Annotated in this window: 20 protein-coding genes; 8 read left to right on the top strand and 12 right to left on the bottom strand. The window is 72.0% G+C overall.

All coding sequences use genetic code 11. From position 1 onward, the window contains the following. Positions 1-30: 30 nt before the first annotated feature. Complete coding sequence (locus tag Vse01_RS16495; RefSeq protein WP_093409956.1) at positions 31-972, top strand: transporter substrate-binding domain-containing protein; 942 nt, start codon at positions 31-33, stop codon at positions 970-972. Beyond that, complete coding sequence (locus Vse01_RS16490; RefSeq protein ID WP_093409954.1) at positions 969-2,111, top strand: hypothetical protein; 1,143 nt, start codon at positions 969-971, stop codon at positions 2,109-2,111. The genes Vse01_RS16495 and Vse01_RS16490 overlap by 4 nt, the downstream gene beginning before the upstream one ends. A 52-nt stretch (positions 2,112-2,163) precedes the next feature. Here the strand turns inward: Vse01_RS16490 and Vse01_RS16485 are convergent, their stop codons facing one another. The 9 genes from Vse01_RS16485 to Vse01_RS16445 all read right to left on the bottom strand — a co-directional run bounded on the left by Vse01_RS16485 (position 2,164) and on the right by Vse01_RS16445 (position 13,156). Next, positions 2,164-2,898 carry a hypothetical protein gene (locus Vse01_RS16485; protein WP_093409951.1) on the bottom strand — a complete coding sequence of 245 codons (735 nt, stop codon included), beginning with the start codon at positions 2,896-2,898 and terminating at the stop codon, positions 2,164-2,166. 138 nt (positions 2,899-3,036) lie between these two features. Next, positions 3,037-4,227: an acyl-CoA dehydrogenase family protein gene (locus tag Vse01_RS16480; protein ID WP_093409948.1), complete on the bottom strand. Its 1,191-nt coding sequence runs from the start codon at positions 4,225-4,227 to the stop codon at positions 3,037-3,039. Next, the gene (locus Vse01_RS16475) at positions 4,224-6,236 is read right to left on the bottom strand and encodes an acetyl/propionyl/methylcrotonyl-CoA carboxylase subunit alpha (protein WP_093409946.1); all 2,013 of its coding nucleotides are present in this window, start codon (positions 6,234-6,236) and stop codon (positions 4,224-4,226) included. The genes Vse01_RS16480 and Vse01_RS16475 overlap by 4 nt, the downstream gene beginning before the upstream one ends. Before the next feature lie 58 nt (positions 6,237-6,294). Beyond that, positions 6,295-7,896 (bottom strand): acyl-CoA carboxylase subunit beta, encoded by a 1,602-nt coding sequence (locus Vse01_RS16470; protein WP_093409943.1) that lies wholly within the window; start codon positions 7,894-7,896, stop codon positions 6,295-6,297. Then, positions 7,893-9,104, bottom strand: a complete 1,212-nt coding sequence (locus tag Vse01_RS16465; RefSeq protein ID WP_093409941.1) for an acyl-CoA dehydrogenase family protein — start codon at positions 9,102-9,104, stop codon at positions 7,893-7,895. The genes Vse01_RS16470 and Vse01_RS16465 overlap by 4 nt, the downstream gene beginning before the upstream one ends. Further along, complete coding sequence (locus Vse01_RS16460) at positions 9,101-10,813, bottom strand: acyclic terpene utilization AtuA family protein (protein WP_093409938.1); 1,713 nt, start codon at positions 10,811-10,813, stop codon at positions 9,101-9,103. The genes Vse01_RS16465 and Vse01_RS16460 overlap by 4 nt, the downstream gene beginning before the upstream one ends. A 43-nt stretch (positions 10,814-10,856) precedes the next feature. Then, complete coding sequence (locus Vse01_RS16455) at positions 10,857-11,657, bottom strand: TIGR03084 family metal-binding protein (RefSeq protein WP_093409935.1); 801 nt, start codon at positions 11,655-11,657, stop codon at positions 10,857-10,859. A 26-nt stretch (positions 11,658-11,683) separates the two neighbouring features. After that, positions 11,684-12,304, bottom strand: a complete 621-nt coding sequence (locus Vse01_RS16450) for a TetR/AcrR family transcriptional regulator (protein ID WP_093409933.1) — start codon at positions 12,302-12,304, stop codon at positions 11,684-11,686. Positions 12,305-12,478: 174 nt separating this feature from the next. Further along, positions 12,479-13,156, bottom strand: coding sequence for a Crp/Fnr family transcriptional regulator (locus tag Vse01_RS16445; protein ID WP_013736306.1), 678 nt, complete (start codon positions 13,154-13,156; stop codon positions 12,479-12,481). A 220-nt stretch (positions 13,157-13,376) separates the two neighbouring features. Here Vse01_RS16445 and Vse01_RS16440 point away from each other — a divergent pair, with 220 nt between their 5' ends. The 6 genes from Vse01_RS16440 to Vse01_RS16415 all read left to right on the top strand — a co-directional run bounded on the left by Vse01_RS16440 (position 13,377) and on the right by Vse01_RS16415 (position 18,647). Then, positions 13,377-14,054 carry an adenosylcobinamide amidohydrolase gene (locus Vse01_RS16440; protein ID WP_093409930.1) on the top strand — a complete coding sequence of 226 codons (678 nt, stop codon included), beginning with the start codon at positions 13,377-13,379 and terminating at the stop codon, positions 14,052-14,054. Between the two features lie 58 nt (positions 14,055-14,112). Further along, positions 14,113-15,258, top strand: coding sequence for a CapA family protein (locus tag Vse01_RS16435; protein ID WP_093409928.1), 1,146 nt, complete (start codon positions 14,113-14,115; stop codon positions 15,256-15,258). 55 nt (positions 15,259-15,313) lie between these two features. Continuing rightward, entirely contained in the window at positions 15,314-16,093 is a 780-nt protein-coding gene (gene nth, locus Vse01_RS16430; RefSeq protein ID WP_093409925.1) for an endonuclease III, read from the top strand. Beyond that, entirely contained in the window at positions 16,090-16,698 is a 609-nt protein-coding gene (locus tag Vse01_RS16425) for a TlpA family protein disulfide reductase (RefSeq protein ID WP_093409922.1), read from the top strand. The genes nth and Vse01_RS16425 overlap by 4 nt, the downstream gene beginning before the upstream one ends. Positions 16,699-16,700: 2 nt before the next feature. Beyond that, complete coding sequence (locus Vse01_RS16420; RefSeq protein ID WP_093409919.1) at positions 16,701-17,405, top strand: NUDIX hydrolase; 705 nt, start codon at positions 16,701-16,703, stop codon at positions 17,403-17,405. A 63-nt stretch (positions 17,406-17,468) separates the two neighbouring features. After that, on the top strand, positions 17,469-18,647 hold the full coding sequence (locus Vse01_RS16415) for a MarP family serine protease (RefSeq protein ID WP_093409916.1): 1,179 nt from the start codon (positions 17,469-17,471) through the stop codon (positions 18,645-18,647). A gap of 7 nt (positions 18,648-18,654) precedes the next feature. Here Vse01_RS16415 and Vse01_RS16410 read toward each other — a convergent pair whose 3' ends face one another. From Vse01_RS16410 to eccCa, 3 genes are all read right to left on the bottom strand, one after another. After that, on the bottom strand, positions 18,655-19,323 hold the full coding sequence (locus Vse01_RS16410; protein ID WP_232511433.1) for a phosphatase PAP2 family protein: 669 nt from the start codon (positions 19,321-19,323) through the stop codon (positions 18,655-18,657). A 132-nt stretch (positions 19,324-19,455) separates the two neighbouring features. Further along, positions 19,456-20,778, bottom strand: coding sequence for a type VII secretion-associated serine protease mycosin (gene mycP, locus Vse01_RS16405; protein WP_170863601.1), 1,323 nt, complete (start codon positions 20,776-20,778; stop codon positions 19,456-19,458). A gap of 73 nt (positions 20,779-20,851) precedes the next feature. Beyond that, complete coding sequence (gene eccCa, locus Vse01_RS16400; protein WP_093409910.1) at positions 20,852-24,799, bottom strand: type VII secretion protein EccCa; 3,948 nt, start codon at positions 24,797-24,799, stop codon at positions 20,852-20,854. Positions 24,800-24,839 lie beyond the last annotated feature (40 nt).

Below are 24,839 nucleotides of genomic sequence, written 5' to 3'. Positions count from 1 at the left end.
ACCCGAAACTCGAAACGTAGCGAGGTGGCCATGGCGGTAAGCCTCTCCAGTTCCCGGTGGCGTGCGGCGGCGACCACTGCGGCGGTCGCCCTGACGCTGCTGCTCGGCGCGGCAGCCGGCTGCGACAGTCAGAAGGAGCCGGAACTGCCGTCCGTGCAGGAGAAGCTGCGCGAGTCACACATCTGGGGCCAGCCCGTCCTGCGGATCGGGGTGGCCGACGACGAACCGCTGATGGGCGAGATACGCGACGGGAACCACATCGGGTTCGACGTCGAGATCGCCAGGTACATCGCCGCTTCCCTCGGCTACGAGGGGGAGCACCGGCTGGAATTCGTGGCCGTGTCCACGGAGGACCGGATTCCGGCCCTCCAGGGCGGGGTGGTGGACCTCGTGGTATCCAGCTTCTCGATCACGGAAGAACGCAAGAAGCTCGTCAGCTTCGCCGGTCCGTACTTCGTGACCACCCAGGAGGTGCTGGTGCCGACCAGGCACAAGGACACCATCCGTACCATCGAGGACCTGCGGAACCCGAAGTACCGGATCTGCACCAGCGGCGGTTCCACCACCGAGGCGGAACTTGAGAAGAACCAGGTCCGCACGCTTGTGGTCAAGGACGTCTGGGACTGCGTCAAGGGCATTCGGGCCGGCAAGTACGACGCGGTCAGCTCCGACGAGACGATCCTCGCCGGCTTCCTGGCCCGCTACCCGACCGAGTTCGAGATCGTCGACATGCCCTTCGGCACCAGCGAACTGCTCGGCGTCGGCGTGCCGATCGGGGACCCGGCCCTGCGCGACCTGGTCGCCTACTTCCTCGACAAGAGCTACCAGCAGGGGCGCAGCGGAGAAGCCAGCCCGTGGCTGACCGCGTACAACCGCACGTTGGGGCCGTGGCTGCGGGGCGAGAAGCGGCAGCCGCAACCGCTCGACGTGCCGAGGCTTGTGGACTTCGACGACAAGGCACCACAACGATGAGTGCGGCACCCGCCACCGCCTCCGACGAGCCGGGCGCAGGCGGCCCACCGCCGCCCGTACTGCGAGCCCCCGTGCAGCCGACCGCCCCGCCACCTTCGGCGCTGCCGAGCACGGCGGGGCGGGTCGAGCCGCCGCCCGGTGCGGCCCGGACGGAGACCACCGGCGGCTGGGATCCGGCCGAGCGACGGGCACGGGCCAGCCAGTCGTTCTGGACGGCCGTGGTTGGCGTACCGGCGATCTTCTCGGTGCTACGGCTCGGTATCGAGGCCGGCGGTGAGTTGCAGACCACGTTGCTGCTGGTGGCGAACGTGGGACCGGTGAACCTGCTCGCCGGCTTCCTCACCACGGCGGCCCGCCTGCTCTCCACCGTGCTGGTCGCGGTGTTCGCGCTCGGCGGGGTACTCGCCGCCAGCGGGCACCGGCTGACCCGCCGACCCCTCTTTGCCCGGTGGATGGAGATCACGCCGGGCTGGTTCGTCGCGGCAAGCTTCCTGATGGCCCTGGTGACCTGGCCGCTGCTGTATCTCCCGCTGCTGCTGCCCACCGTCGCGGCGGCCTTCCAACTCCGGCCGGAGCGCCTGCACGAGCGTCCCGCCCTCCGCGTCCTGATCGTCGTCGCGGCGTACGCCGGCTACCTCTGGCTGCTCGTACCGACGCTGCGCGACGCCGGGCGGCAGGGCGAGCTGCTGCCGATCGTGCTGCTTGTCGTACCCCCGCTGCTGGCTCTCTTCGTCGCCGGCCCGCTGCCCCGGGTGGTCATCCAACCACTCGCCCCGGTGACCCAGCTCGCCGTGCTGGTGGTGCTGGTCTGGGCGGCGCTGCCGGTGATCAGCACACCGGTGCTGCCGCTGACCGTGACCACTGTGGGTGAACCCGGCGTGACCTCCGCCGAGGCCACCGAGGAGATCCGTGGGCACGTGGTGACCACCGACGACGTCAACATGGTCATCCTTCAGGAACGCGGTGGGGTGCGCTACGTGCCGGTCGACCAGGTACGCGGTCAGGTGCTCTGCCCCTCGGAGGAGGAACTGCCCCGGTACCGGCTGCGCATCCACGACTTCCACGTCGAGGACTCCCTGCTCGAAGGGCTGGGCCGCCGGGTACGCCCGGTCCACCGGGTAGACGCCGCCTGCCGATAGTTGATCCGGTTCGGCCTCGCCGAGTGGTCGGCGGGGCGCGGCGATGCCCCGATCAGTCCGGACGTAGGCCCTTCTCGCGCAGCCAGCCGCGGAGCGTCTCGGCCTGCTCTCGTCCCCTGCTGATCTCTCTGGCGGCCGCCGGGTCGGCGACGTGCGTCGCGGCGGCGTCGAGAACGGCCAGCGGCTCGTCTCCGGCCAGCCAGCGCTGAAAGGTCGAACGGTCGTCGTCCGGGACGGTCGAGAAGACGCACCAGTCGATGACGTCGGCCAGGTGGCGGGCCGCGGCGACCTCGCCGACCTCGGTGAAGGCGGCGAGGTAGGAGGTGAGGTCGGCACCGCACTCCAGGACGGCGTCCAGCAGATACCAAGCCTCGTTCGGCCCACCGAAGGTGTGCAGCATGTGCCGCCACCAGGTCGCCAGCAGGCGCGTCACGGCGGCCCGCTCGGCTGCCGACCAGTCGCGCCACTGCGAGGAGATCCGTCTCGTCACCGCGTCCGGCGAGCTCCACCCGTCCATCTGGTCGCGGGCGTACAGTTCCAGCAGCCGGGGCAGCAGGTGCGGGAATTCCGTGTCGTCACCGAAGGTGCCGGGGTTGAGCAGGTAGACACCGAGCTGATCCGGGGTGAGCTGGCGCAGCGGCGTACGCCGGAAGAGATCCACCTCCTCCGGGCTCACACAGTGGTCGCAGGCCGTCAGGTCCGCCGGCAGCTGATGGCGGGCGAAGAGGGCGTACACGTTCTCGATCGCGTCGTCCAGGGCCTGACCGGCCGCTCCGGTGTCGTTCACGACGGTGAGTATGCGCGTCGGAGTCGGACACGGCGACGGGGAAACCGGACGCCTCCGCCGCGGGTCGCGGCATGTTGCGCCTTCCCACCCGACTTATCCCGCGACATGCCGCAACTCGCGACGACCACGTCACGGGACTCAGTACGACTTGTCCTGGCCGAGGAGGTGTTGGGCGACGAAGTTGAGGATCATCTCCCGGCTGACCGGAGCGATCCGGCCGGCCCGTACCGCGCCGAGCAGCGTCGCCACGCCGTACTCGGTGGTCATGCCGGCGCCGCCGAGCGCCTGCACGGCCGTGTCCACCGCCAGCGCGGCGGCGTCGCCGGCCGCGTACTTGGCCATGTTGGCGGAGACTCCGGCCTCCAGGTCGCGGCCGGCGTCGTAGAGCGCCGCCGCTTTCTGGATCATCAGCCGGGCCAGCTCCACCTGCACCGCCGCATGCGCGAGGGGGTGTGCGACCCCCTGGTGGGAGCCGATCGTCCGGCCGCCCCACACCGAACGGGTCGCGGTGTACTCGGAGGCGCGTTCGATGGCGTACCGGCCGGTGCCGGCACCCATCGCGGCGACCGTGATGCGCTCCGGGTTGAGCCCGGCGAACAGTGCCGGTAGCCCAGCGTCCAGCGACTCGCCGACCAGCGCCGCGGCGGGCAGCCGCACGTCGTCCAGGTAGAGCAGGAACTGGTTCTCCGGGGACACGATCTCCATGTCCAGCTTGGACCAGGTCAGCCCGGCCGCGTCGGTCGGCACGATGAACAGCGCCGGCTTGAGTTTCTGCGGAGCCGCCTCCCCAGCGCCGGCATTGCCGTCATCGACGGCGACGCGGGCCACCACCAGGACGAACTGTGCCTCGTCGACGCCGGAGATGTAGCACTTGCGGCCGGACAGCACCCAGTCGTCACCGTCACGGCGAGCCACCGTGGCGAGGCGGTGGAAGTTCGAGCCGGCGTCCGGCTCGGTAATCGCAAAGACGATCTTCTGGGAGCCGTCGGCCAGGCCCGGCAGGTGGCGTTTGCGCTGCTCCTCGGTGCCGTGTCGGTTGATGACGGTGGCCGCGATGGCGGGGGAGACCACGAGCAGCAGCAGCGGGCAGCCGCTGGCGGCCAGTTCCTCGCAGACGATGGCCAGTTCGGTGATGCCGCCGCCCCCGCCGCCGTACTCGGTGGGGATGTTGACGCCGAGGTAGCCGAGCTCGCCGGCCTCCTGCCACAGCTCGGTGGTGTGCTCGCCGGCCTTCGCCTTCGCCACGAAGTACCGGTGCCCGTACCGCCTGCCCAGCGCCCGCACGGCGTCGCGGAGCTGGTCCTGCTCGGGGGTGAGGTCGAAGTTCATGACGGCGACTCCTCATCGGGGGTGACCACGGCCAGCACGGCGTCGGTGTCCACCTGACCGCCGGCCGGTACCGGCAGCTCGGTGACCACACCAGCGGTGGGGGCGAGCACGGGGTGTTCCAGCTTCATCGCTTCCAGGGTCAGCAGCAGGTCACCGGCGGCGACCCGCTGACCGACCTCGACGTGCACCCGCGCCACCGCGCCGGGCAGCGGCGCGAGCAACGACCCGGCGGCCAGCTCCGCGGTGGGCAGCGGAAAACGCGGCAGCTCGGTCAGGCCCGCCGCCCCGTCCGGACCGTCCACGAAGACCTCCGACCCCACCCGGCGTACCCGGTAGACCCGCCGCACCCCGTCGACATCGAGCACGACCCGTTCCGGGTACGCCTCGACCAGGCTCACGGTCGGCTCGCCGCCGGCGGTGGAGGTCGCTGATCCCGAGCCCGCAGGCGACGTCGTCCACTCGGTGAGCCGGCCGGCGCGGTCCAGCCGGTAGCGGATCTCGATTTCGTCCCCATCAGCGGCAGCGAAGCGGGTGACCTGCGGGAAGGCGGGCACGTTGCGCCATCCCGAGGGCAGCCCGGCCAGCACCGTCGCGGCAGCCCGGCGAGCGGCGGCCGAGGCCAGCGCAGCGGCCAACGCGACCAGGGGGTGCTGTTCGGCGGGCAGCAGCGCGGCGAAGACCTCCGGATGCCGGTCCAGGAAACCGGTGTCGATGTCGACGGCAGCGAACTGTGGGCTACGCAGGACGTGGACCAGCAGGTCCCGGTTGGTGGCCACACCGTGCAACTCCGCCCTGGCCAGCGCGCCGGCCAGGGCACGGGCCGCCTCCGCCCGGGTTGGCGCCCAGGCGATCACCTTGGCGAGCATCGAGTCGTAGTGGATGCTCACCGCCGACCCGTCGACCACGCCGGAGTCCAGCCGCAGCCCGGGTGCGGCAAGGGGCCCGAACTCGGCCGCCACGCCGGGCAGGGCGAACCGGTGCAGGGTGCCGGTCGCCGGTCGGTAGCCGTGCGCTGGTTCCTCGGCACAGAGGCGTACCTCGATCGCGTGTCCGGTGGCCGCCGGTGTCGCGGCCAGCGGCAACGCCCCGCCCTCGGCGACCAGAAGTTGCAGCCGAACCAGGTCCAGTCCGGTGGTCAGCTCGGTTACCGGGTGCTCGACCTGGAGGCGGGTGTTCATCTCCAGGAAGTGGATCTCCCCGTCGGGCGCGAGCAGGAACTCGACAGTGCCGGCGCCCACGTATTCGACCGCCCGTCCGGCGGCCACCGCCGCCTCGTGCAGCCGCTCCCGCGCCTCGTCGCCAAGAACGCCGGGCGCCTCTTCGACGACCTTCTGGTGCCGGCGCTGGATCGAGCAGTCCCGCACGCCCAGCGCCACCACAGCGCCGAAGCTGTCGCCGAAGATCTGCACCTCGACGTGCCGGCCACGCTCGACGTACCGCTCGATGAAGACCGTGCCGTCGCCGAACGCCGCCGCCGCCTCGCGGCGCGCGCCTTCGACGGCCTCGGCGAGCCCGTCGGCGTCGCGGACCACCCGCATGCCGCGCCCGCCGCCCCCGGCGGACGCCTTCACCAGCACCGGGAAACTCGTCACCTGCGCCGGGTCGGTCCAGGTGGGCAGCATCGGTACGCCGGCCTCGGCGAGCAGCGCCTTGGCGGCCAGCTTGTCGCCCATCGCGGCGATCGCCTTGGCCGGCGGACCGACCCAGGTCAGGCCCGCGTCGGCGACCGCCGTGGCGAACTCGGCGTTCTCGGCGAGGAAGCCGTAGCCGGGATGGACGGCGTCCGCACCGCAGCGGCGGGCCGCGTCCAGGATCAGGTCGATCCGCAGGTACGTCTCGGCAGCGGTGTTTCCGGGCAGCCGGACGGCCTGGTCGGCCTCGGTGACGAAGGGCGCGTCGACGTCCGCGTCGGAGTGCACGGCGACCGTCTCGATCCCGAGGGTCCGACAGGTGGCGAAGACCCGGCGGGCGATCTCCCCCCGGTTCGCGACCAGCAGCTTGCGAATCATCTGCCGTGCCTCCTTTCGTTCGCGACTGCGGGACTCCGCTTCGCTGCGTTCCTCGCGCTCACATCCGGAAAATGCCGAAGCCGTCGGCGCCCTTCACCGGTCCGCTGTGGATGGCCGACAGACACAGGCCGAGGACGGTACGGGTGTCCCGGGGGTCGATCACCCCGTCGTCGTAGAGGCGGCCCGACAGGAACAGCGCGCCGGACTGGGACTCGATCTGCTGCTCGACCATCATCCGCATCGCCGCGTCGGAGTCCTCGTCGAACTCGCGACCCCGGGCCGCGGCGGCCTGCCGGGCCACGATGGACAGCACCCCGGCCAACTGCGCCGGGCCCATCACCGCCGACTTGGCGTTCGGCCAGGTGAACAGGAACCTCGGCTCGTACGCCCGGCCACACATGCCGTAGTTGCCGGCGCCGTACGAGGCACCCAGGTTCACCGTCAGATGCGGCACCGTCGAGTTCGACACCGCGTTGATCATCAGGGCGCCGTGCTTGATGATGCCGCGTTGTTCGTACTCGGTGCCGACCATGTAGCCGGTGGTGTTCTGAAGGAAGATCAGCGGCGTGTCGGCGGCGTTGGCGAGCTGGATGAACTGTGTCGCCTTCTGCGCCTCCTCGCTGAACAGCACGCCCCGGGCGTTGGCCAGCACACCGACCGGGTACCCGTGCAGCTCACCCCAGCCGGTGACAAGCGCGGTGCCGTAGGCCGGCTTGAACTCGTCGAACTCGCTGCCGTCGAGCACCCGGGCGAGCACCTCACGCGGGTCGAACGGCACCTTGAGGTCGGCGCTGGTGATGCCGAGCAGTTCCTCCGGGTCGTACTTCGGTGGTTGCGGCATCGGGTTGCGCGGTGCCGGACCCCGCTTGCGCCAGTTGAGCCGGCGTACGCACTGTCGGGCCAGCCGGATGCCGTCGCGCTCGTCGGCGGCGAGGAAGTCGGCCAGACCGGACTTCGTGGCGTGCATGGCGGCGCCACCCAACGACTCGTCGTCGGCGTCCTCGCCGGTGGCCATCTTCACCAGCGGCGGCCCGGCCAGGTAGACCTGCGAACGGTCCCGGATCATGATCGTGTAGTCGGACATCCCGGGCACGTACGCACCACCGGCGGTGGCGTTGCCGAAGACCACGCTGACCGTGGGGATCCGCTCGGCCGAGAGCCGGGTCAGGTCGCGGAACACCCGGCCGCCCGGAATGAAGATCTCCGCCTGGGTGGGCAGGTCCGCGCCGGCCGACTCGACCAGGTTCACCATCGGCAGCCGGTTGGCCAGGGCGATCTCGCCGGCCCGCCGGGTCTTCGCAAGCGACCAGGGGTTCACCGCGCCGCCGCGTACCGTCGGATCGTTGGCGACGACCAGGCACTCGACCCCCTCGACCACGCCGATCCCGGTCACCACGCTGGCCCCCACCGGGAAGTCCGTGCCGAACGCGGCTACCGGTGACAGTTCGAGGAAGGGGCTGTCCTGGTCCAGCAGCAGCTCGATGCGTTCGCGGGGGAGCAGCTTGCCGCGCTTGTGGTGCCGGGCCACGTACTTCTCGCCACCGCCGGCCCGGGCCTGGTCGAGCGCCGCGTCCAGCTCGGCGAGACGTTCCAGCAGCGCGTCCCGATTGGCCCGGAAAGCCGGCGTGGACCTGTCGATCGCGGTGTCGAGTGTGCTCACAGGCCGATGCCCTTCGCGATGATCTCGTTCATGATCTCGGTGGTGCCACCGCCGATGCCGAGGATGCGGGCGTCCCGGTAGTGCCGCTCCACCTCGGCGTCCCGCAGGTAGCCGAAGCCGCCGTGCAATTGCAGGGCCTGGTCCACGACCCGGTCGGCGGCCTCGACCGCCACGTTCTTCGCCATCGCCACCTCCGTCACCACCGGCTCACCTGCGGCCACCCGGGCGGCCACCTGGTGCACGTACGCCCGCGCCGCCTCGGCCCGGGTGTGCATCTCGGCCAGCCGGTGCCGGACCAGCTGCCGGCTCGCCAACGGCCGGCCGAAGGTGGACCGGTCGCGACACCAGGTGGCGGCCAGCTCGACGCAGCGCTGCGCGATGGCGTACGCCTGGGTGGCCAGGGAGAGACGTTCGGCCGCGAACTGCTGCATGATCGCGAGGAAGCCGGTGTCCTCCTCGCCGATCCGGTTCGCCACCGGCACGCGTACGTCGACGAAGGAGAGTTCGGCGGTGTCCGAGCAGTGCCAGCCGAGCTTCTCCAGCCGTCGCCCGACGGTGAAGCCGGGGGTGCCCTTGTCGATGACCAGCAGGCTCAGCGCTCCGCTGCCCGGCACTCCGGTGCAGACCGCGGTCGTCACGAAGTCCGCCCGGACTCCGCTGGTGATGTAGGTCTTCGCGCCGTTGACCACGTAGTGGTCGCCGTCGAGGCGGGCGTGGGTGCGGATGCCCGCGACGTCCGAGCCGGTGTCGGGTTCGGTGATGGCCAGCGCGCCGATCATCGAACCGGCCAGCGTCGGCCGGACGTACCTGTCGATCAGGTCGTGCTCCCGGCCCGCCGGGTCAACGCGTTCGACGGCGTCGCCGGGCGGTCTGGGGAGCTTGCCGCCCGACCGGGCACCGGCCGCGGCGACCATGTGCGGCAGCGCGATGCCGTGCGTGAAGAGGGCAGCCACCAACCCCGACGAGCCTCCCGAACGGATGATCTCCTCGGTGACCAGGATCGAGTCGAGCAGGTCACCGCCGCTGCCGCCGACCGCCTCGGTGAAGCCGATGCCGAGCAGGCCGATTTTCGCGGCGGTCACGTGCAACTCGCGGGGTACCTCGCCGGCCCGCTCCCAGTCGGCCAGGTGCGGCAGCACCTCCCGGGTGACGAAGGCGCGGGTCAGCTCCCGCAGCTGCCGCCGCTCCGGAGTGTCCACTATGGTCACGGCCGTACCTCCCCGCCGACCGGTGCCGGGGCGTCGCCGGTCGCCGGCTCGACCGGCAGGTCGACGATCCGGGAGCGGAGCAGCTCGCCGAGAGCCTTGGCCTGCGGGTCGAACCGGGTGGAGGCGGCCACCCCGGCTCCGAGCAGCCCGCGGATCACGAAGTTGACGGCACGCAGATTCGGCAGTTCGTACCGCTCGACGGTCAACGGAGCGGTCTCCGGCAGCAGCTCCGTCAGCCGGGCCACGGTGAGCCAGCCACGCAACCAGGCCCAGGTCGCGTCGGTACGCGCCCAGACGCCCAGGTTCGCGTCGCCGCCCTTGTCACCCGACCGGGCACCCACCACCTCACCCAGCGCCGCCCGTCGGCTCGGACCCACCGCTGCCGGCTCGCCCAGCTCGGACGTCGGCCCGTCGGTTACCGTCCCGGTCACCGACGGCGGGTCGATCGGCAGCCGGGTGCCGTCGGGCAGCACGGCGACGTGAGCGACCTCGCCCTGCGCCACGACGTCGGCGGTGAACACGCCGTACGGGGTGGCGTCGCCGGGCAGGGTGGTCAGGGTGCAGCCCGGGTAGGAGGCCAGGGCCAGCTCGACCGCCGCCGCCGAGAACGCCCGCCCGGCCCGCGCCCGGTCACCGTCGCGCAGGTGTACGTGGAGCAGGGCGCTGGCCGTCTCGGTGTCGGCGGCGTCGGGGTGATCGGTGCGAGCCAGCGTGAACTCCAACCCGTCCGGGCCGACCGCCTCCGTCAACTGCTCCCGTACCAGGGCCGCCTTGGCCGGGATGTCCAGCCCGCAGAGCACGAACGTCATGGAGTTGCGGAAACCACCGAGGTTGTTGACGCCCACCTTCAGCGTCTCCGGCGGCGGCGTGCCCCGGGCACCGCTGACGAGAACCCGGTCCGGGCCGTCCTGGCTCAGTCGGACCGAGTCGAGCCGGGTCACCACGTCCGGGCCCAGGTACGCCGGCCCACCCACCTCGTACAACAACTGGGCGGTGACCGTCTCGACGGTGACCGCGCCGCCGGTGCCGGGATGCTTCGTGATCACCGCCGAGCCGTCCCTACGCAGCTCGGCCACCGGAAATCCCGGCCGGCGCCCACCGTCGGGCAGTTCCGTGAAGAAGCTGAAGTTGCCGCCGGTGACCTGCGCCCCGCATTCGATGAGGTGCCCGGCGACGGTGGCCCCGGCCAGCGCGTCGAGGTCGCCACGCCCCCAGCCGAAGCGGGCGATGGCCGGCCCCACGACCAGCGAGGCGTCGGTGACCCGGCCGGTCACCACCACGTCGGCCCCGGCGTCGAGGCAGGCGGCGATACCGAACGCCCCGAGGTACGCGTTCGCGGTCAGCGCGTCCGGTCGGGCCAGGGCGTCGCCCTCGACGTACCCGATCCGGACGGGGAGCCCGAGCCGGTCGGCGAGAGCGCGGATCGCGGCGGCCAAGCCGGCCGGGTTGAGCCCGCCCGCGTTGGTGACCAGCGTGACCCGGCGGTCGAGCGCGGTGCCGAGGCAGCCCTCCAACTGCCGGAGGAACGTCTTCGCGTAACCCAGGTCGGGGTCGCGCATCCGGTCGCGACCGAGGATGAGCATGGTCAACTCGGCCAGGTAGTCGCCGGTCAACACGTCCAGCTCGCCGCCGTCGAGCATCTCGCGCCAGGCGGAGAACCGGTCACCGTAGAAGCCGGAGGCGTTGCCGATCCGCAGCACGTCGCTCATCGGTAGCCCCCTGGGGTCGCGGCTGCTCGGTGCCACCGTGCGCTCATGGCTTGGCTCCCGAGGCCGCCGTTCGTGGCGGGCGGCCGGTGCCGGGCGGGCCGGCGAATGCCTGGGCCACGTCCAACCACCCGTCGGCGACCGGCCCGGTAGCGACCAGCGCGGTGTCGGCGCGGTGCCGGCGTCGGGTCACCAGCAGGCAGAAGTCGAGCGCCGGACCGGTCACCCGGTCCGCCGCGTCCGCCGGACCGAAGGCCCAGGTATCGCCGCCGGGCGCCGCCAGTTCCACCCGGACCGGTGCCGTGGGCACCGCGCGGCCGTGGGCGGCGAAGCTGTGCCCGACGGTACGGAAGCCGAGGTACGCGACGTGCCGTAGCCGGTCGGTGGCGGGCCGGGTGACGCCGAGCGCCTCGGCCACGTCCTCGCCGTGCGCCCACGTCTCCATGATCCGGGCCGTCACCATCGAGGCCGGCGACATGCGGGTTCCGTACCAGGGCAGCTTCTCCCCGGCGGGGGCGGCGGCGAGGGCCGCCGCGAGCGCCGAACGGCCCTCCCGCCAGCGGGCCAGCAGCACCTCGGGCGGGGCGAGGAAGGCGATCGCGCCGTCGTCGACCAGCCGGGCCGGATCCGGTGCGGCGGTGACCGAGGCGTAGAACGCGTCGGCGTCGGTCGCGGCGAGTCGGGCCACGTGATCCGTCCAGGCCAGGTGGGCGATCTGGTGGGCGATGGTCCAGCCTGCCGCGGGGGTGGGCCGCTCCCACTCCTGCTGCGGCAGCGCCGCGACGAGCGCGTCGAGCTGCTCGGACTCGGTGGCCAGATCCGTGAGCAGGGCGGTCAGGTCGACCATGGGTGCCTCCGGGCGGGTTGGGCCGGTCAGGGTGCCATCTCCGCGCTGGTGAGCAGCGCCGTCAACTGGGCCTTCCAGGCGTGCAGCAGCGCGGCCCGGCGGGTCGAGTCGTCGCTGAGCAGGTTGGCTACGCCGAGCCCACGCAGCAGGTCCAGGGTGGCCTGCACCGCCTCGCGGACGCCGGGACGCCGCTCGTCCACCCCGAGCAGCTCGACCGTCAGTCGGTGCATCTCCCGGCCGATCCGGGCTTCGAGGGGCAGCAGCGCGGCCCGCAGCTCGGCGTCGGTGCGGGCGGCCACCCAGAGTTCGAGGGCGGCGACGAAGAGGGGGCCGGTGAAAGCGGCGGCGAGCAGGTCCACCACCCGGTCCAGCCGGTCGGCGCCGGCCGGCAGGGCGTCGGCTTCGGCCCGCAACTCGGCCGCCCGCCGTTCGGTGAGGTGCCCGACGGCGGCGGTGACCAGGGCGGTGCGGGTCGGGTAGTGGTGCAGCTGGGCACCCCGGGAGACGCCGGCCCGCGACGCCACGACCGTGGTGGTGGTGCCGGACCAGCCGTGCTCGACCAGGCAGTCGACGGTCGCCTCCAGCAGCCGGGCCCGGGTGGCGCGGCTGCGCTCCTGCTGAGGGACGCGCGTCGATGCAGCGGACATGCGAGAAAGCCTGCCCCCCGAAAAACAAACAGTCAAGCTTGACTTTTTTGAGGGACCACTCCCACGCCGTGCGAGGCCGTCAATGGTGCAACTTCAGGGTGTTGCTGCATCCAGGCGCGCGGCAGGCAGCACCAACCCTGAAGTTGCACACCCAGCTACGTGGGCTTCGGGGGATCAGACGCGGGCGCGGCGGGCCAGGCGCTCCGGGTCGAGGATGATGATGCTCTTGCCGTCCAGCCGGAGCCAGCCGCGCGAGGCGAAATCCGCCAGAGCCTTGTTGACCGTCTCCCGGGAGGCGCCGACGAGCTGGGCGATCTCCTCCTGGGTCAGGTCGTGCGTCACCCGCAGCACGCCGCCGTCGCGGGTGCCGAAGCGCCCCGCCATCTGGAGCAGGTTCTTGGCCACTCGGCCGGGCACGTCGGTGAAGATCAGATCCGCGAGAGCGTCGTTGGTCCGGCGCAGTCGGCGAGCCAGCACCCGCAGCAACTGCTCGGCGATCTCCGGCCGGTTGTTCAGCCACGGCCGCAGCGCCTGCTTACGCAGTCGGGCCAGTCGGCTGTCGGTGACCGCGGTCGCGGTCGCCGTACGCGGGCCCGGGTCGAAGAGCGACAGCTCACCGACCATGTCCGACGGACCCATCACGGCGATCAGGTTCTGCCGGCCGTCCGCTGCCCGGCGGCCAACCTTGATCTTGCCGGACAGCAGGATGTAGAGACTGTCGCCGGGCTCGCCCTCGTTGAAGACGACCTCGCCCTTGCGGACCTCGATCGTCTCCATCTCCTTGGCGAGCGCCTCGGCCGCCTCCGGGTCGACACCCTGGAAGATCCCGCTGCGGGCCAGTACCTCGTCCATCGCGCACCTCCGGTTGCGCGTGCCGTCTGCTCGGCCTGGGTCCGCCGTCCGCTGATCCCTCGCGCGCCGACCAGTCTAGGCGCACGTGAGCAGGAATCAGAGGTGCACCCCTGGAATCTTGATCGTTGGGCGTAACGTGCCCGTCGTGATCGCCCTTTAGAATCCCGCGCCTGGTCAGGCCGGGGTCGGCGGGGTGGACACCCGGACGTAGGGTCACCGGGTGCTGCCCGAGCCCCTACTGACCACCCGGCGCGAGGACGAACGTGACATTCCGGTGCTCATCTGGCGTGCCGAGGGGGCGCTGCGAGCGGTCAGCTCCGCCCCGCTCGGCGGTGGGATCGGCGTACGCCGGTGGGTGCTGAACGCGACGGTGCCCATGTCGTACGACCGGAACGACCCCGCCGACCACCTGGCCGGGCTGGCCCGCGAGTTCGACCTGGACGGGCCCGGCGTGGGCCTGATGACCGGAGTCGACGTGGCCGAGGTGGTGCGGCGGACCGACACCGGCGTGCTGGTCTGGGCCACCGTCGGTCTGGGCACTCCGGTGCCGGCGGCGGCACCGACGGCAGCGGCACCGACGGTGGCGGCATCGGCGCAACCGGTCGGCACGGTGAACATCGTGGCGTACGTTCCGGCGCGGCTCGGTGACGCGGCACTTGTCAACGCGGTCGCCACGGCCACCGAGGCGAAGGCACAGGCGATCGCGGAGTTGGGGCTGCCCGGCACCGGTACGCCGACGGACGCGGTCGCCGTGCTCTGCCCGTCGGACGGGCCGATCAACGCCTACGGCGGACCCCGCTCCACCTGGGGTGCGCCACTGGCCCGGGCGGTGCACGCCGCCGTGCTGTCGGTGGGCCGCGACACCGTCGTGCCATGGTCGGATCGGCTCCAGGGCTGAATCTCCTCACCCGATCGGCGGTCGATTCCGCGATATCCGCCCGGTAGGGTCGCGCACGATGTACGCTGCCGCACCCTTCGTGCCCCGACCCCGCCGCCGCACCCTGGCCGCAGTGGTGGCGCTGCTCGCCGCCCTCCTCCTCGCCAGCTGCGCCAGCACCGACGAGGGGCCGCTCTGGCAACCCGGCACGGGCGGTGGCGAGGGCGCACCTGTCGAATCGGCCGCCCCCGAGGTCAAGAAGATCTCGCTCTCCGCCACCGGCGACATCGTGATGGCCATGGCACCCGACCGGCTCCCCCCGAACAACGGCAAGGGTTTCTTCAACTCGGTGAAGAAGGCGCTCGCCGCCGACCTGGTGATGGGAAACCTGGAAGAGCCGTTGACGGTGGACACCGGGGCCGGCAAGTGCGGTGCCAACTCCACCCGCTGCTTCCAGTTCCGGGCGCCGCCGGAGTACGCCGCCCATCTCGCCGACGCCGGTTTCGACCTGCTCAACCAGGCCAACAACCACGGGTACGACTTCGGGCCGAAGGGTTACGAGAACACCCAGAAGGCCCTGGAGGAACACGGGCTGGAGCACACCGGCGCACCTGACCAGATCACTGTCGTCGAGGTGAAGGGCGTCAAGGTCGCCGTCGCCGGTTTCTCGTCGTACCAGTGGTCGAACAGCCTCACCGACATCCCGGCCGCGAAAAAGGTGATCAAGAAGGCCGCCGGCCAGGCCGACATCGTCGTGGTACAGGTGCACATGGGGGCCGAAGGGTCGGAAATGACGCGGGTGCGGCCCGGCACCGAGATGTTCCTCGGCGAGAACCGGGGCGACCCGATCAAGTTCTCCCGCGCCATGATCGACGCCGGTGCCGACCTGATCGTCGGGCACGGCCCGCACGTGCTGCGCGGGATGGAGTTCTACAAGGGCAGGCTGATCGCGTACAGCCTGGGCAACTTCGCCGGTGGCGGCAACTCGCTCAGCAACAACGGTCGGCTCGGCTGGGGTGGCGTGCTGAAGGTGTCACTCGAAGCGGACGGCACCTGGGCCGGCGGCTCGTTCACCTCCACCTACATGGACGGGGCACGCAAGCCGACGATCGACCCCGACGACCGTGGTCTCGGGCTGCTGCGGGACCTCACCGAGCTCGACTTCGCCGAGACCGGAGCCCGGTTCACCGACTCCGGGAAGATCAGCCCGCCCGACGCGGACTGATCGGCGACGGCACTGGCGTCCGAGCCGGTCGGACCGGCGACGTAGGCTGGCCGTCGTGACCAGAAGCGCCACCGAGACCGACCTGGGACGCACCCGTCGCGCGCGGCGGATCGGCCGGGTGCTGACCGAGACGCACCCCGACGCGCACTGCGAGCTCGACCACGGCAGCCCGCTGGAACTGGCGGTCGCCACCATCCTGTCGGCCCAGTGCACGGACAAGAAGGTCAACGAGGTCACTCCGAAACTGTTCGCCCGCTACCCGACCGCCGCCGACTACGCCGGGGCCGATCGTGGCGAGGTGGAAGAGATGATCAAACCGACCGGCTTCTACCGCAACAAGACCAACTCGCTGATCCAACTGGGCCAAGCCCTGGTCGAGCGGTACGCCGGTCGGGTGCCCAACCGGCTGGCCGACCTGGTCACCCTGCCCGGGATCGGTCGTAAGACCGCCAACGTCATCCTCGGCAACGCCTTCGACGTGCCCGGCATCACGGTCGACACCCACTTCCAACGGCTGGTGCGGCGCTGGGGGCTGACCACCGAGACCGATCCCGTCAAGATCGAGCACGAGATCGGGGCGATGTTCCCGAAGCGGGACTGGACCATGCTGTCGCACCGGATCATCTTCCACGGCCGCCGGGTCTGCCACGCCCGCAAGCCCGCCTGCGGTGCGTGCACCCTGGCGAAGCTCTGCCCCTCGTACGGCACCGGACCGACCGAACCAGCCGCCGCCGCGAAGCTGCTCAAGGGCCCCCGCGTCCGTGCCCTCGCGGCCGCCGCCGGTGTCGATCCCGAGCTGGTGCCGGCGCAGGCCGTCCAGGCGGAGGCACCGTGAACCGCCGACTCGCGCTGCTGACCCTGCCGCTGCTGCTGTTGCTCGCCACCGCCTGCACCGCCGACTCCGAGACACCGGCACCGGCCCGGCAGGCCACGGCCGCCGCCCGCCCGTCCCCCTTCGAGGGCTGCGCCGACCTCACCGACGGTCCGGTCGGCCCCGGCAACGGGGAGGCGACGGGCGATCCGCTGCCCGAGTTGACCCTCACCTGCTTCACCGGCGGGGCCCCGGTCGCCCTGCGGGACATCCGCGGACCGGCAGTGGTCAACATCTGGGCCTCCTGGTGCCCGCCCTGCCGCAAGGAACTCCCCGCCTTCCAGCGGCTGCACGAACGTACCGAGGGCCAGCTGCGGGTCATCGGGGTGAACAGCCGGGACAGCCGCGACGGCGCCCAGTCGATCGGCGAGGACTTCGGCGTGCGGTTCCCGATGCTTGTCGACCAGGGCGAGGCGGTGCAGCGGGCACTGCGTCGCAACGCCGTCCCGCTCACCGTCTTCCTCGACGACCAGAGCCGGGTACGGCACATCGACAGCTCCGGCGCGCTGGACGACGCCCGCCTCGCCGAGCTTGTCCGACAGCACCTCGGCCTCACGGTGCCGGCGTGAGCGTGTCCGAACCAGCGGATCGCCAGCCGCCCGGCTGGCTGGGGCCGCTGCTGGGTCGGCTCGACACCGCACGCACGGAGGACTTCACCCAGCTCCGTACGCCGGAGCAGGGTGGCCGGGAGAGCGCCGTGCTGGTGCTGCTCGGCGAGGACGCGGTCACCGGCCCGGACGTGCTGGTCCTTCAGCGGGCCGCGACCCTGCGCAACCACGCCGGTCAACCGGCGTTCCCCGGCGGCGCGGCCGACCCGGAGGACGCCGACGCCGCCGCCACGGCGCTGCGGGAGGCGAACGAGGAGGTCGGGCTCGACCCGACAAGCGTCACGGTGCTGGCCCAGCTGCCGAGGTTGTGGATCCCGGTCAGCGACTTCGTGGTGACCCCGGTGCTCGCCTGGTGGCACGCGCCGCATCCGGTGGACTCCCGGGAACCGGCCGAGGTGGCGCACGTGGCCCGCCTGCCGATCGCCGAGCTGGTCGACCCGGACAACCGGGTCCGGGTACGCCATTCGAGTGGCTGGGTCGGCCCCGCCTTCTCCGTACGCGGGATGCTGGTCTGGGGGTTCACGGCCGGGGTGCTGGCCGCGCTGCTGGACATGGGTGGCTGGAGCCGCCCGTGGCCGCGCAGCCGAGTGATCGATCTTCCGCCGATCGGCGCCTCACCCGCCCCGTCGGCCGGCACCGACGAGGTCGACGAGAGCGCCCTGCGCTGATCTGACCGTCACCTTCCGCAAGCGATCGTCTTCGCGCGAGCCCCGGCCCCGTACGCTTGAGCCGTGTCGGCCGTGGATCTCGTCCTGCTGTTGCTCATGCTCGTGTTCGCGATCAGCGGATACCGACAGGGGTTCGTCATCGGCGTGCTCTCGTTCTCCGGGTTCTTCCTGGGTGCCCTGATCGGCCTTCAGATTGGCCCGATGTTTGCCCAGCAGTTCGTGGACAGCGGCACCCGGGTGCTGATCTCACTGGTCGCCATCTTCGGTCTCGCCGTGGTGGGTCAGGCACTGGCCGGCTGGCTCGGATCGCACCTGCGCCGCACCATCGCCAGTGATGTGGGACGACGGGCCGACGACATCGGCGGCGCATTCGTCTCGCTCTTCGCGGTGCTGCTTGTCGCCTGGCTGGTCGCCGTGCCGCTCGGCTCCTCCTCGCTGCCCTGGCTCGCCGCCTCGGTGAAGAGCAGCGCGCTGCTCAACGTGGTGGACCGGGTGCTGCCCGACCAGGCTCAGCAGCTCTCCACCGCGCTGCGCGACACCGTCGACACCAACGGCTTCCCGGACGTCTTCGACGGGCTGCGGCGTACCCAGGCTCGGCAGGTCGAGCCGCCGGACCCGGCGCTCGCCGGCTCCGAGGTGGTGAGCAGCGGTCAGCGCTCGGTGGTGAAGGTGCTCGGGTCGGCCCCGAGCTGCTCGCGCCGGATCGAGGGGTCCGGCTTCGTGTACGCCGACGACCGGGTGATGACAAACGCGCACGTGGTCGCCGGCACCCGTTCGGTCGCGGTGGAACTGGGCGGGGACCGGTACGAGGGCGAGGTGGTCGTCTACGACCCGGACCGGGACCTGGCCGTGCTCTACGTGCCTGGGCTGCCCGGCCCGTCGATGCGCTTCGCCGCCGGCAACGCCTCCACCGGCGCGGACGCCATCGTGCTCGGTTTCCCGCTGGACGGGCCGTACAACGCCCAGTCGGCGCGGATCCGCGACGTCGACCGGATCACCGGGCCGGACATCTACTCGTCGGGGAACGTCAACCGGGAGATCTACACGATCCGGGCCCTGGTCCGCAGCGGCAACTCGGGCGGTCCACTGGTCTCCTCGAACGGCCTGGTGCTCGGGGTGATCTTCGCGGCGGCGGCCGACGACCCGAACACCGGGTTCGCGGTCACCGCCGCCGAGGCCCGACCGGTGGCGCTGGCCGGCGCCGAACGCACCCGGGGCACCGACACCGGCGACTGCACCTGACGACGGGTCAGCCCGACCGGCGCCGCGACCAGACCGCGAACGCGGTGACGGTGGCGACGACCACCGCCGCGCCGAGCAGCCACCCGGCCAGCACGTCGCTGCTCCAGTGCACGCCGAGCGCCACCCGGCTGAACCCGGTCACCAGGACGATCGTCAGCGCACCGAGCCAGACGGCCGCGCGGGTCACGGAGCCGGGCCTGGTCCGGGGCAGGAACACCACAAGCAGCACCCCGGCGGCGAGCATCGCGTTCAGCGCGTGGCCCGACGGGAAGGCCAGACCGGGCGCCTGCGCCACCGGGTCGGGCAGATCCGGTCGCTGCCGGCCGACGAGCAGTTTGAGCAGCGGCCCGAGCAGACCACCGAGCACCATGGTGCTCGCGACCCAGCCGGCGAGTCGCCGCGCACCGTCGCGGGCCAGCCAGATCACCAGGACCAGCGCCACGGCCCGCAGGGGCATCGGCGCGAAGGCGTCGGTCCAGAAGCTCATCGCCCGGACCCAGACCGGGTGGTCCAGGGCGTACCCGTGCAGCTGAGTGGTGATCGCCAGGTCGAGTCGACGCAGCGGCGGCCAGTCACCCAGCACCAGCGTGGCGAGCAGCGCGAACGGCACGACCAGCAGCACGCCGGAGACGGTGTGGGTCGGCCACACACCTGACCGGTCGTCCCGTTGTCCCACACCGTCCGGACCGGAGGGCGGCGCCGAGTCGACTCGTTCGAAGGTGTCCACGGCGATGGTTTTACCCCGCTGAACGGGACCTTCCCGGGCGGATGCGCAGAATCTGTGGAATGTTGCGTCGACCGGGACCGGTCAGTGGTGCGACTGCCGGAACCGGCGCAGCATCAGCACCGCACCGGTGAGCAGCGCGACGAAGATGGCCGAGCCGATCCAGAGCCGCTCCGAGCCGGCGTCGTCCTGCGAACCGGCGGCCCGCGCCCGCCACTGGGTCTCCTGCCCGGACCCGGTCAGCCCGAGCTGCTCGGCGTCGGGATCGCCCGTCGTCGCGGCACCGGGCGCAGGACCGAAGCCGGTCACCCCGGGCGGGTCGTTGTCGTCCAACGGGTTCCTGTCCGTCGGCGGCACCTGTGCGGTAAGCGCCGCGACCGGGTCGACCAGCCCGTACCCGAACCGCTCGTCACGCCCGGTGGGTCCGATGTCCCTGGCGGTGGCCAGCAGCCGGTTCACCACGTCAGCGGCGGACATCTGCGGGTAACGCGACCGCACCAGGGCGGCGGTGGCGGCGACCAGCGGTGCCGCGAAGCTGGTGCCCTGCACCCGCCAGTAACCACCCGGCGGACGTGCGCCCACCAGTCCGCTGGCGGGGGCGGTCAGCACCGTGGTGCGACCGGTGATCGCCCCGCTCCACAGGTTGTCGCTGTTGCGCTCCAGGCCGGAGACCGCGATGACGCCAGGTTCGCGGGCCGGATACCACACCTTCGCCTCGGGCGAGGTGGCGAGATTACCGGTGCAGGCGATCACCACCACGTCCCGGGCGAAGGCGTAGTCGATAGCCGCGGCCAGCGCCGCGCTGTCGCCGTTGCCGCCGAGCGACAGGTTGATCACCTTCGCGCCGTTGTCGACCGCCCACCGCACCCCCTTGGCCACGATCAGCGCGTCGTCGTAGCGGTTCTCCGCATCCAGGACCCGCACGGGCAGGATCCGGGCGTCCGGCGCGAGCCCCACCACCCCCCGGCGGTCGTCGTTGCGACCCGCGATCAGGCCGGCCACCGTGGTGCCGTGCCCGACCGGATCCGCTTGGGTCGCCCCGTTCGGCGCGACCAGGTCGAGCCCGGGCAGCACCTGACCGGTCAGGTCCGGATGGGAACCGTCCACCCCGGAATCGATCACGGCCACGACCACACCGCGCCCGGTCGAGGTGCGCCACGCCGCCCGCGCGTTCAACTTGTCGAGCTGCCACTGCTCGTCACGGACCTGGTCGGCGCGTCGCGCGGCATCGGGGTTGTGGGCAGCCGGCGTGCCGAGCGCGGGAGCCTGGACCGGCACGGCGGCGGCCGGCATGACGGCGACGGCAGCCGACAGCGCGGTGGCGGCCGCTGCGAGCAGCACGCGGTTGGCGAACCGGCCGGCCCTCGCCGGGCCGGTGTGCCGCAGCCTGGTCACATCCTCAGCCATTCGTCGCGGGACACATGACGATCGGAGATTACCGGTTTCGACCCGCCTACAGGGACGTTCCGTGGAGTCGACGTCACTGTGGCGGCAGGTGAGCCAGTTGGACCAGGCGTACGCCCTCGCGTCGGGTGAACAGCCGACCGCGCCCGGGTGGCAGCGGACCAGGACGGACCGGACCGACCAGGACACCCTCCTCCGGGCTGCCCGACATCACCAGGCCCGCGGTGGACAGTTCCCGTAGCCGCTGCACCAACGGCTCGTACTGGGCGCGGGCGGCACCGCCGGAGCGGCGCGCCAGCACCAGGTGCAGCCCGACGTCGCGGGCGTGCGGCAGGTGCTCCTCCAGCGCCCGCAGCGGGTTCGCGGGCCCGCTGGACACCAGGTCGTAGTCGTCGACCAGCACGAACAGCTCCGGCCCGGACCACCACGACCGTTCCCGCAGCTGCGTCGGGCTGACCTGCGGGCCGGGTGCGCGGCCCGCCAGGTAACCGGCGGCCGACTCGACCAGGTCGGCGGTGTGTGCCGCCGCGGTGCCGTAGCCGATCAGGTGTTCCGTGGAGATGACGCCGAGCAGGCTGCGCCGATAGTCCACCAGGATCACCCGTGCCTGTTCCGGCGTGAACCGGGCGACGATCGAGGTGGCCAGGGCGCGCAGGAACGACGACTTGCCGCTCTCGGCGTCCCCGTAGACCACGAGGTGTGGCTCGGTGGCGAAGTCGAGGACCACCGGACGTAGGTCCGCCTCGGCGACGCCTACCGGAATCCGCAGCCCTGTCGTGGCGTCGAGGTCGAGGTCGGCGTACGGCAGCACGGCCGGAAGCAGCCGGACCGGGGGTGCGACCGGGCCGGACCACGCGTCGTTGACCCGCTTCACCAGCCCGGCGGTGTCCGCTCCGGTCGGCTGCGGCAGCGCGGTGAGGAAATGCAGGCTCTCCGAGGTGATGCCACGCCCCGGGGTCTGCTCCGGCACGTGCGCCGCCGACCGTCGAGCGACAAGCGAGTCGGACGGATCACCGAGGCGTAGTTCCAGCCGGGAGCCGAAAAGGTCCCGGATGGCCGGTCGGAAATCCAGCCAACGCACCGCGGTGGCGACCACGTGCACGCCGTAGGAGAGTCCCCGGGTCGCCAGGTCGGTGATGAGCGGTTCCAGATCTTCGTACTCGGTCCGCAGGGTCGTCCACCCGTCCACGACGAGGAACACGTCGCCGTACGCGTCGGTATCGCCCGGGTCGGTGCCGGTGTCGCCGCTGGCGCGCCGCTGTCGCCAGGCGGCCACCGACTCCACGCCCAGTTCGGCGAAGCGGCGCTCCCGATCGGCTAGCAGGGTGGACATCTCGCCGACGGTGCGGCGCACGCCGGTGGGATCGGCCCGGCCGGTGACCCCACCGACATGCGGCAGGTCACGCACCGAGGCCAGCCCACCGCCACCGAAGTCGAGGCAGTAGACCTGCGCCTCGGTCGGCGTGTGGGTGAGGGCCAGGGCACAGATCAGCGTACGCAGCGCGGTGGACTTGCCGCTCTGCGTACCGCCGACCACCGCGACATGGCCGGCGGCCCCGTCCAACGCCAACCACAGCAGGTCGCGGCGCTGCTCGAAGGGCCGGTCCACGACGGCCACCGGCACCTGGAGGGCGCCGTGCAGCTCGGGATTGCCGAAGGTCAGCCCCCGGACCGGGTCGACCGTGAGCGGACCTACCAACTCGTCCAGGGCCGGAGCGACATCCAGCGGCGGCAGCCACACCCGGTGGGCCGGCGCGCCCTGCCCGGCCAGCCGGTCGACGAGCAGGCGCAGCACGGTCTCCGTGGCGTCCGCCTCGTCTTCGACAGCCGGCGGGGCGGGCGGCTGCGGTACCGGTGTGACGTGGGTGGAGAAGGCGAGCAGCCGGGGACGTTCGGGTCCGGTCGCGTCGATCGCCAGGGCGCGCCGACGTACCGGGCCGGAGACGTACGCGGTCTTGAAACGCAGCAGCGGCTCGGTGCCGAAGCGCAGGAAACCGTGCCCCGGCGACGGGGGCAGCTCATGCGCGTCGGGCACCCCGAGCACGGTGCGGGACTCCAGCGAGGAGAAGGTCCGCAGGCCGATCCGGTACGACAGGTGGGTGTCCAGCCCGCGCAGTCGTCCCTCCTCCAACCGTTGGCTCGCCAGCAGCAGGTGCACCCCGAGGGAGCGGCCCAGCCGGCCGATCTGGACGAACAGGTCGATGAAGTCGGGCTTGGCCGACAGCAGTTCGGAGAACTCGTCACAGATCAGCAGCAGCGACGGCAGCGGGGGCAGCGGGTTGCCGGCCGCCCGGGCCCGCTCGTAGTCGCGCAGGCTGGCGAAGTTGCCGGCGCGGCGCAGCAGCTCCTGCCGGCGGACCAGTTCCCCGTTGATCGCATCGACCATCCGGTCGACAAGCGGTAACGCGTCGGCCAGATTGGTGATCACAGCGGCGGTGTGCGGCAACCGGTCGAAGGGCGCGAAGGTGGCCCCACCCTTGAAGTCGACGAGCACGAAGTTGAGCTGCTCGGCGGAGTGGGTGGCGGCCAGCCCGAGCACCAGCGTACGAAGCAGCTCGGACTTTCCGGAGCCGGTGGCTCCGATCAGCAGTCCGTGCGGACCCATGCCGCCCTGCGCCGACTCCTTCAGGTCCAACTCGACCGCGCCGCCGTCCACGCCGACGCCGACCGGCACCCGCAGCCGGTCCCGCGGGGACCTCGGAACCCACCCCTGCTCGACGGTGAAGCCCTCCGGCTCGCCGATGCCGAGCAGCTCGGGTAGACCCGGCTCGGCGCCGGGTGCGGCGTCGGCACCCGGGGTGGCAGCCAGCCGCAGTGGTGCCAGCCGCCGGGCCACCGCCTCGGCCTCGGCGACGTCGAGCGCGTCGGCGGTGCCGACCTCGGCCGGCCCGTCCGAGGAGCGGGAGTGCAGCCGGCCGTCTCGCAGCTCCAGCAGCAGGGAGAACCGGTCGAGCAGGCGCGGCGGCGGGGCGTCCAGGTCGATCAGGGTGACCGCGTCGATCCCGCCGTCTCCGACCAGTTCGGTGGCGCCGGTGCGGTCGCCGCCGTCGAACACGACCACCAGGTGCGGCCCGTCCGTGGCCGGTCCGACCGGGCTGAACCTCGACCGGCTGGCCAACACCCCGTCGAGCAGTCGTTCCAACTCCACCGCGGAACTGGCCACCAGCCGTACCGGACCGAGCGCGTCGGTGCGGGTGGGGTGCTGGGCGTGCGGCAACCACTTGACCCACTCCCAACTGCCGCGCCGTTCCGGCCCGGCACAGATGGCGACCAGCAGCTCGTCCGGGGCGTGGAAGACGGCGAGCTGGACGAGCATGGCCCGGGTCAGCGCCTGCGCGGCCGGCGACCCGGTGGGCCCGGCCGGAGCGGCCCGGACGAAGACCCGGGCGAAGCTGCGCAGCGAGAGAGCTACCGGCAGGTCGGGCACCACCGAGTACGCGTCCAGGAAGCGCCGCAGCGCGCCCGCCGTCATCGGCTCCAGTTCCTCCAGCGGGCGGGTGACCGGCGGCACCAGCGGTGTGGCCAGGGTCTGCGGCCCGACGGCGACCCGAATCACCGCGAAGTCCGGGTCCATGGGCCGTCGCTCCCAGACCCGGTGGCTGTGCACCGTCGACCAGAGCAGCGACGGATCGGGGTACCGGTAGCAGAGGCCGGCGCGTTGTCGCTCCGCGGTCTGCCGAACCTGTCGGCGCAGGGTGGCCAGGTGCCGTAGGTAATCCCGGCGGGCGGCCATCATCTCGGACTTCTTCGGGTTGCCGGAGGCGCTGCCCCAGGAGGTCGCCAGCATCGCCAGGGAGGAGAGGCCGAACATGCCGCCGACCACGTACGCGTACGCTCCGCCGCCCCGGCCGAACATCATCGCCATCGCGACCGTACCGCCGAGCATCGGCAGCAGCATCAGCAACTGGTGCCAGCGGGTGTCGGTGGCGGCCGGAATCTCCGGGGGCGCCTGCACCGGTAGGTCACCGACGGGTATCTCGGGCGCCGGGCGTCGCGCCGGCCGCCGGATGACGACAGTGGACACCTGACCTCCCGACTGCGCACGGTGACCCGAGCCTGGCTCA

The organism is Micromonospora sediminimaris, from assembly GCF_016863575.1.
GTDB classification, from domain to species: Bacteria; Actinomycetota; Actinomycetes; order Mycobacteriales; family Micromonosporaceae; genus Micromonospora; species Micromonospora sediminimaris.
This window is presented reverse-complemented; position numbering and strand designations above follow the sequence as displayed.

Excerpts from the sequence above, each read along its gene's own strand:
- Vse01_RS16460 (WP_093409938.1), bottom strand. The coding sequence starts at position 10,813 with ATGAGCGACGTGCTGCGGATCGGCAACGCCTCCGGCTTCTACGGTGAC.
- mycP (WP_170863601.1), bottom strand. The coding sequence starts at position 20,778 with ATGGCTGAGGATGTGACCAGGCTGCGGCACACCGGCCCGGCGAGGGCC.
- Vse01_RS16490 (WP_093409954.1), top strand. The coding sequence starts at position 969 with ATGAGTGCGGCACCCGCCACCGCCTCCGACGAGCCGGGCGCAGGCGGC.
- Vse01_RS16445 (WP_013736306.1), bottom strand. The coding sequence starts at position 13,156 with ATGGACGAGGTACTGGCCCGCAGCGGGATCTTCCAGGGTGTCGACCCG.
- Vse01_RS16435 (WP_093409928.1), top strand. The coding sequence starts at position 14,113 with ATGTACGCTGCCGCACCCTTCGTGCCCCGACCCCGCCGCCGCACCCTG.
- Vse01_RS16455 (WP_093409935.1), bottom strand. The coding sequence starts at position 11,657 with ATGGTCGACCTGACCGCCCTGCTCACGGATCTGGCCACCGAGTCCGAG.
- Vse01_RS16475 (WP_093409946.1), bottom strand. The coding sequence starts at position 6,236 with ATGATTCGCAAGCTGCTGGTCGCGAACCGGGGGGAGATCGCCCGCCGG.
- Vse01_RS16480 (WP_093409948.1), bottom strand. The coding sequence starts at position 4,227 with ATGAACTTCGACCTCACCCCCGAGCAGGACCAGCTCCGCGACGCCGTG.
- Vse01_RS16450 (WP_093409933.1), bottom strand. The coding sequence starts at position 12,304 with ATGTCCGCTGCATCGACGCGCGTCCCTCAGCAGGAGCGCAGCCGCGCC.
- Vse01_RS16495 (WP_093409956.1), top strand. The coding sequence starts at position 31 with ATGGCGGTAAGCCTCTCCAGTTCCCGGTGGCGTGCGGCGGCGACCACT.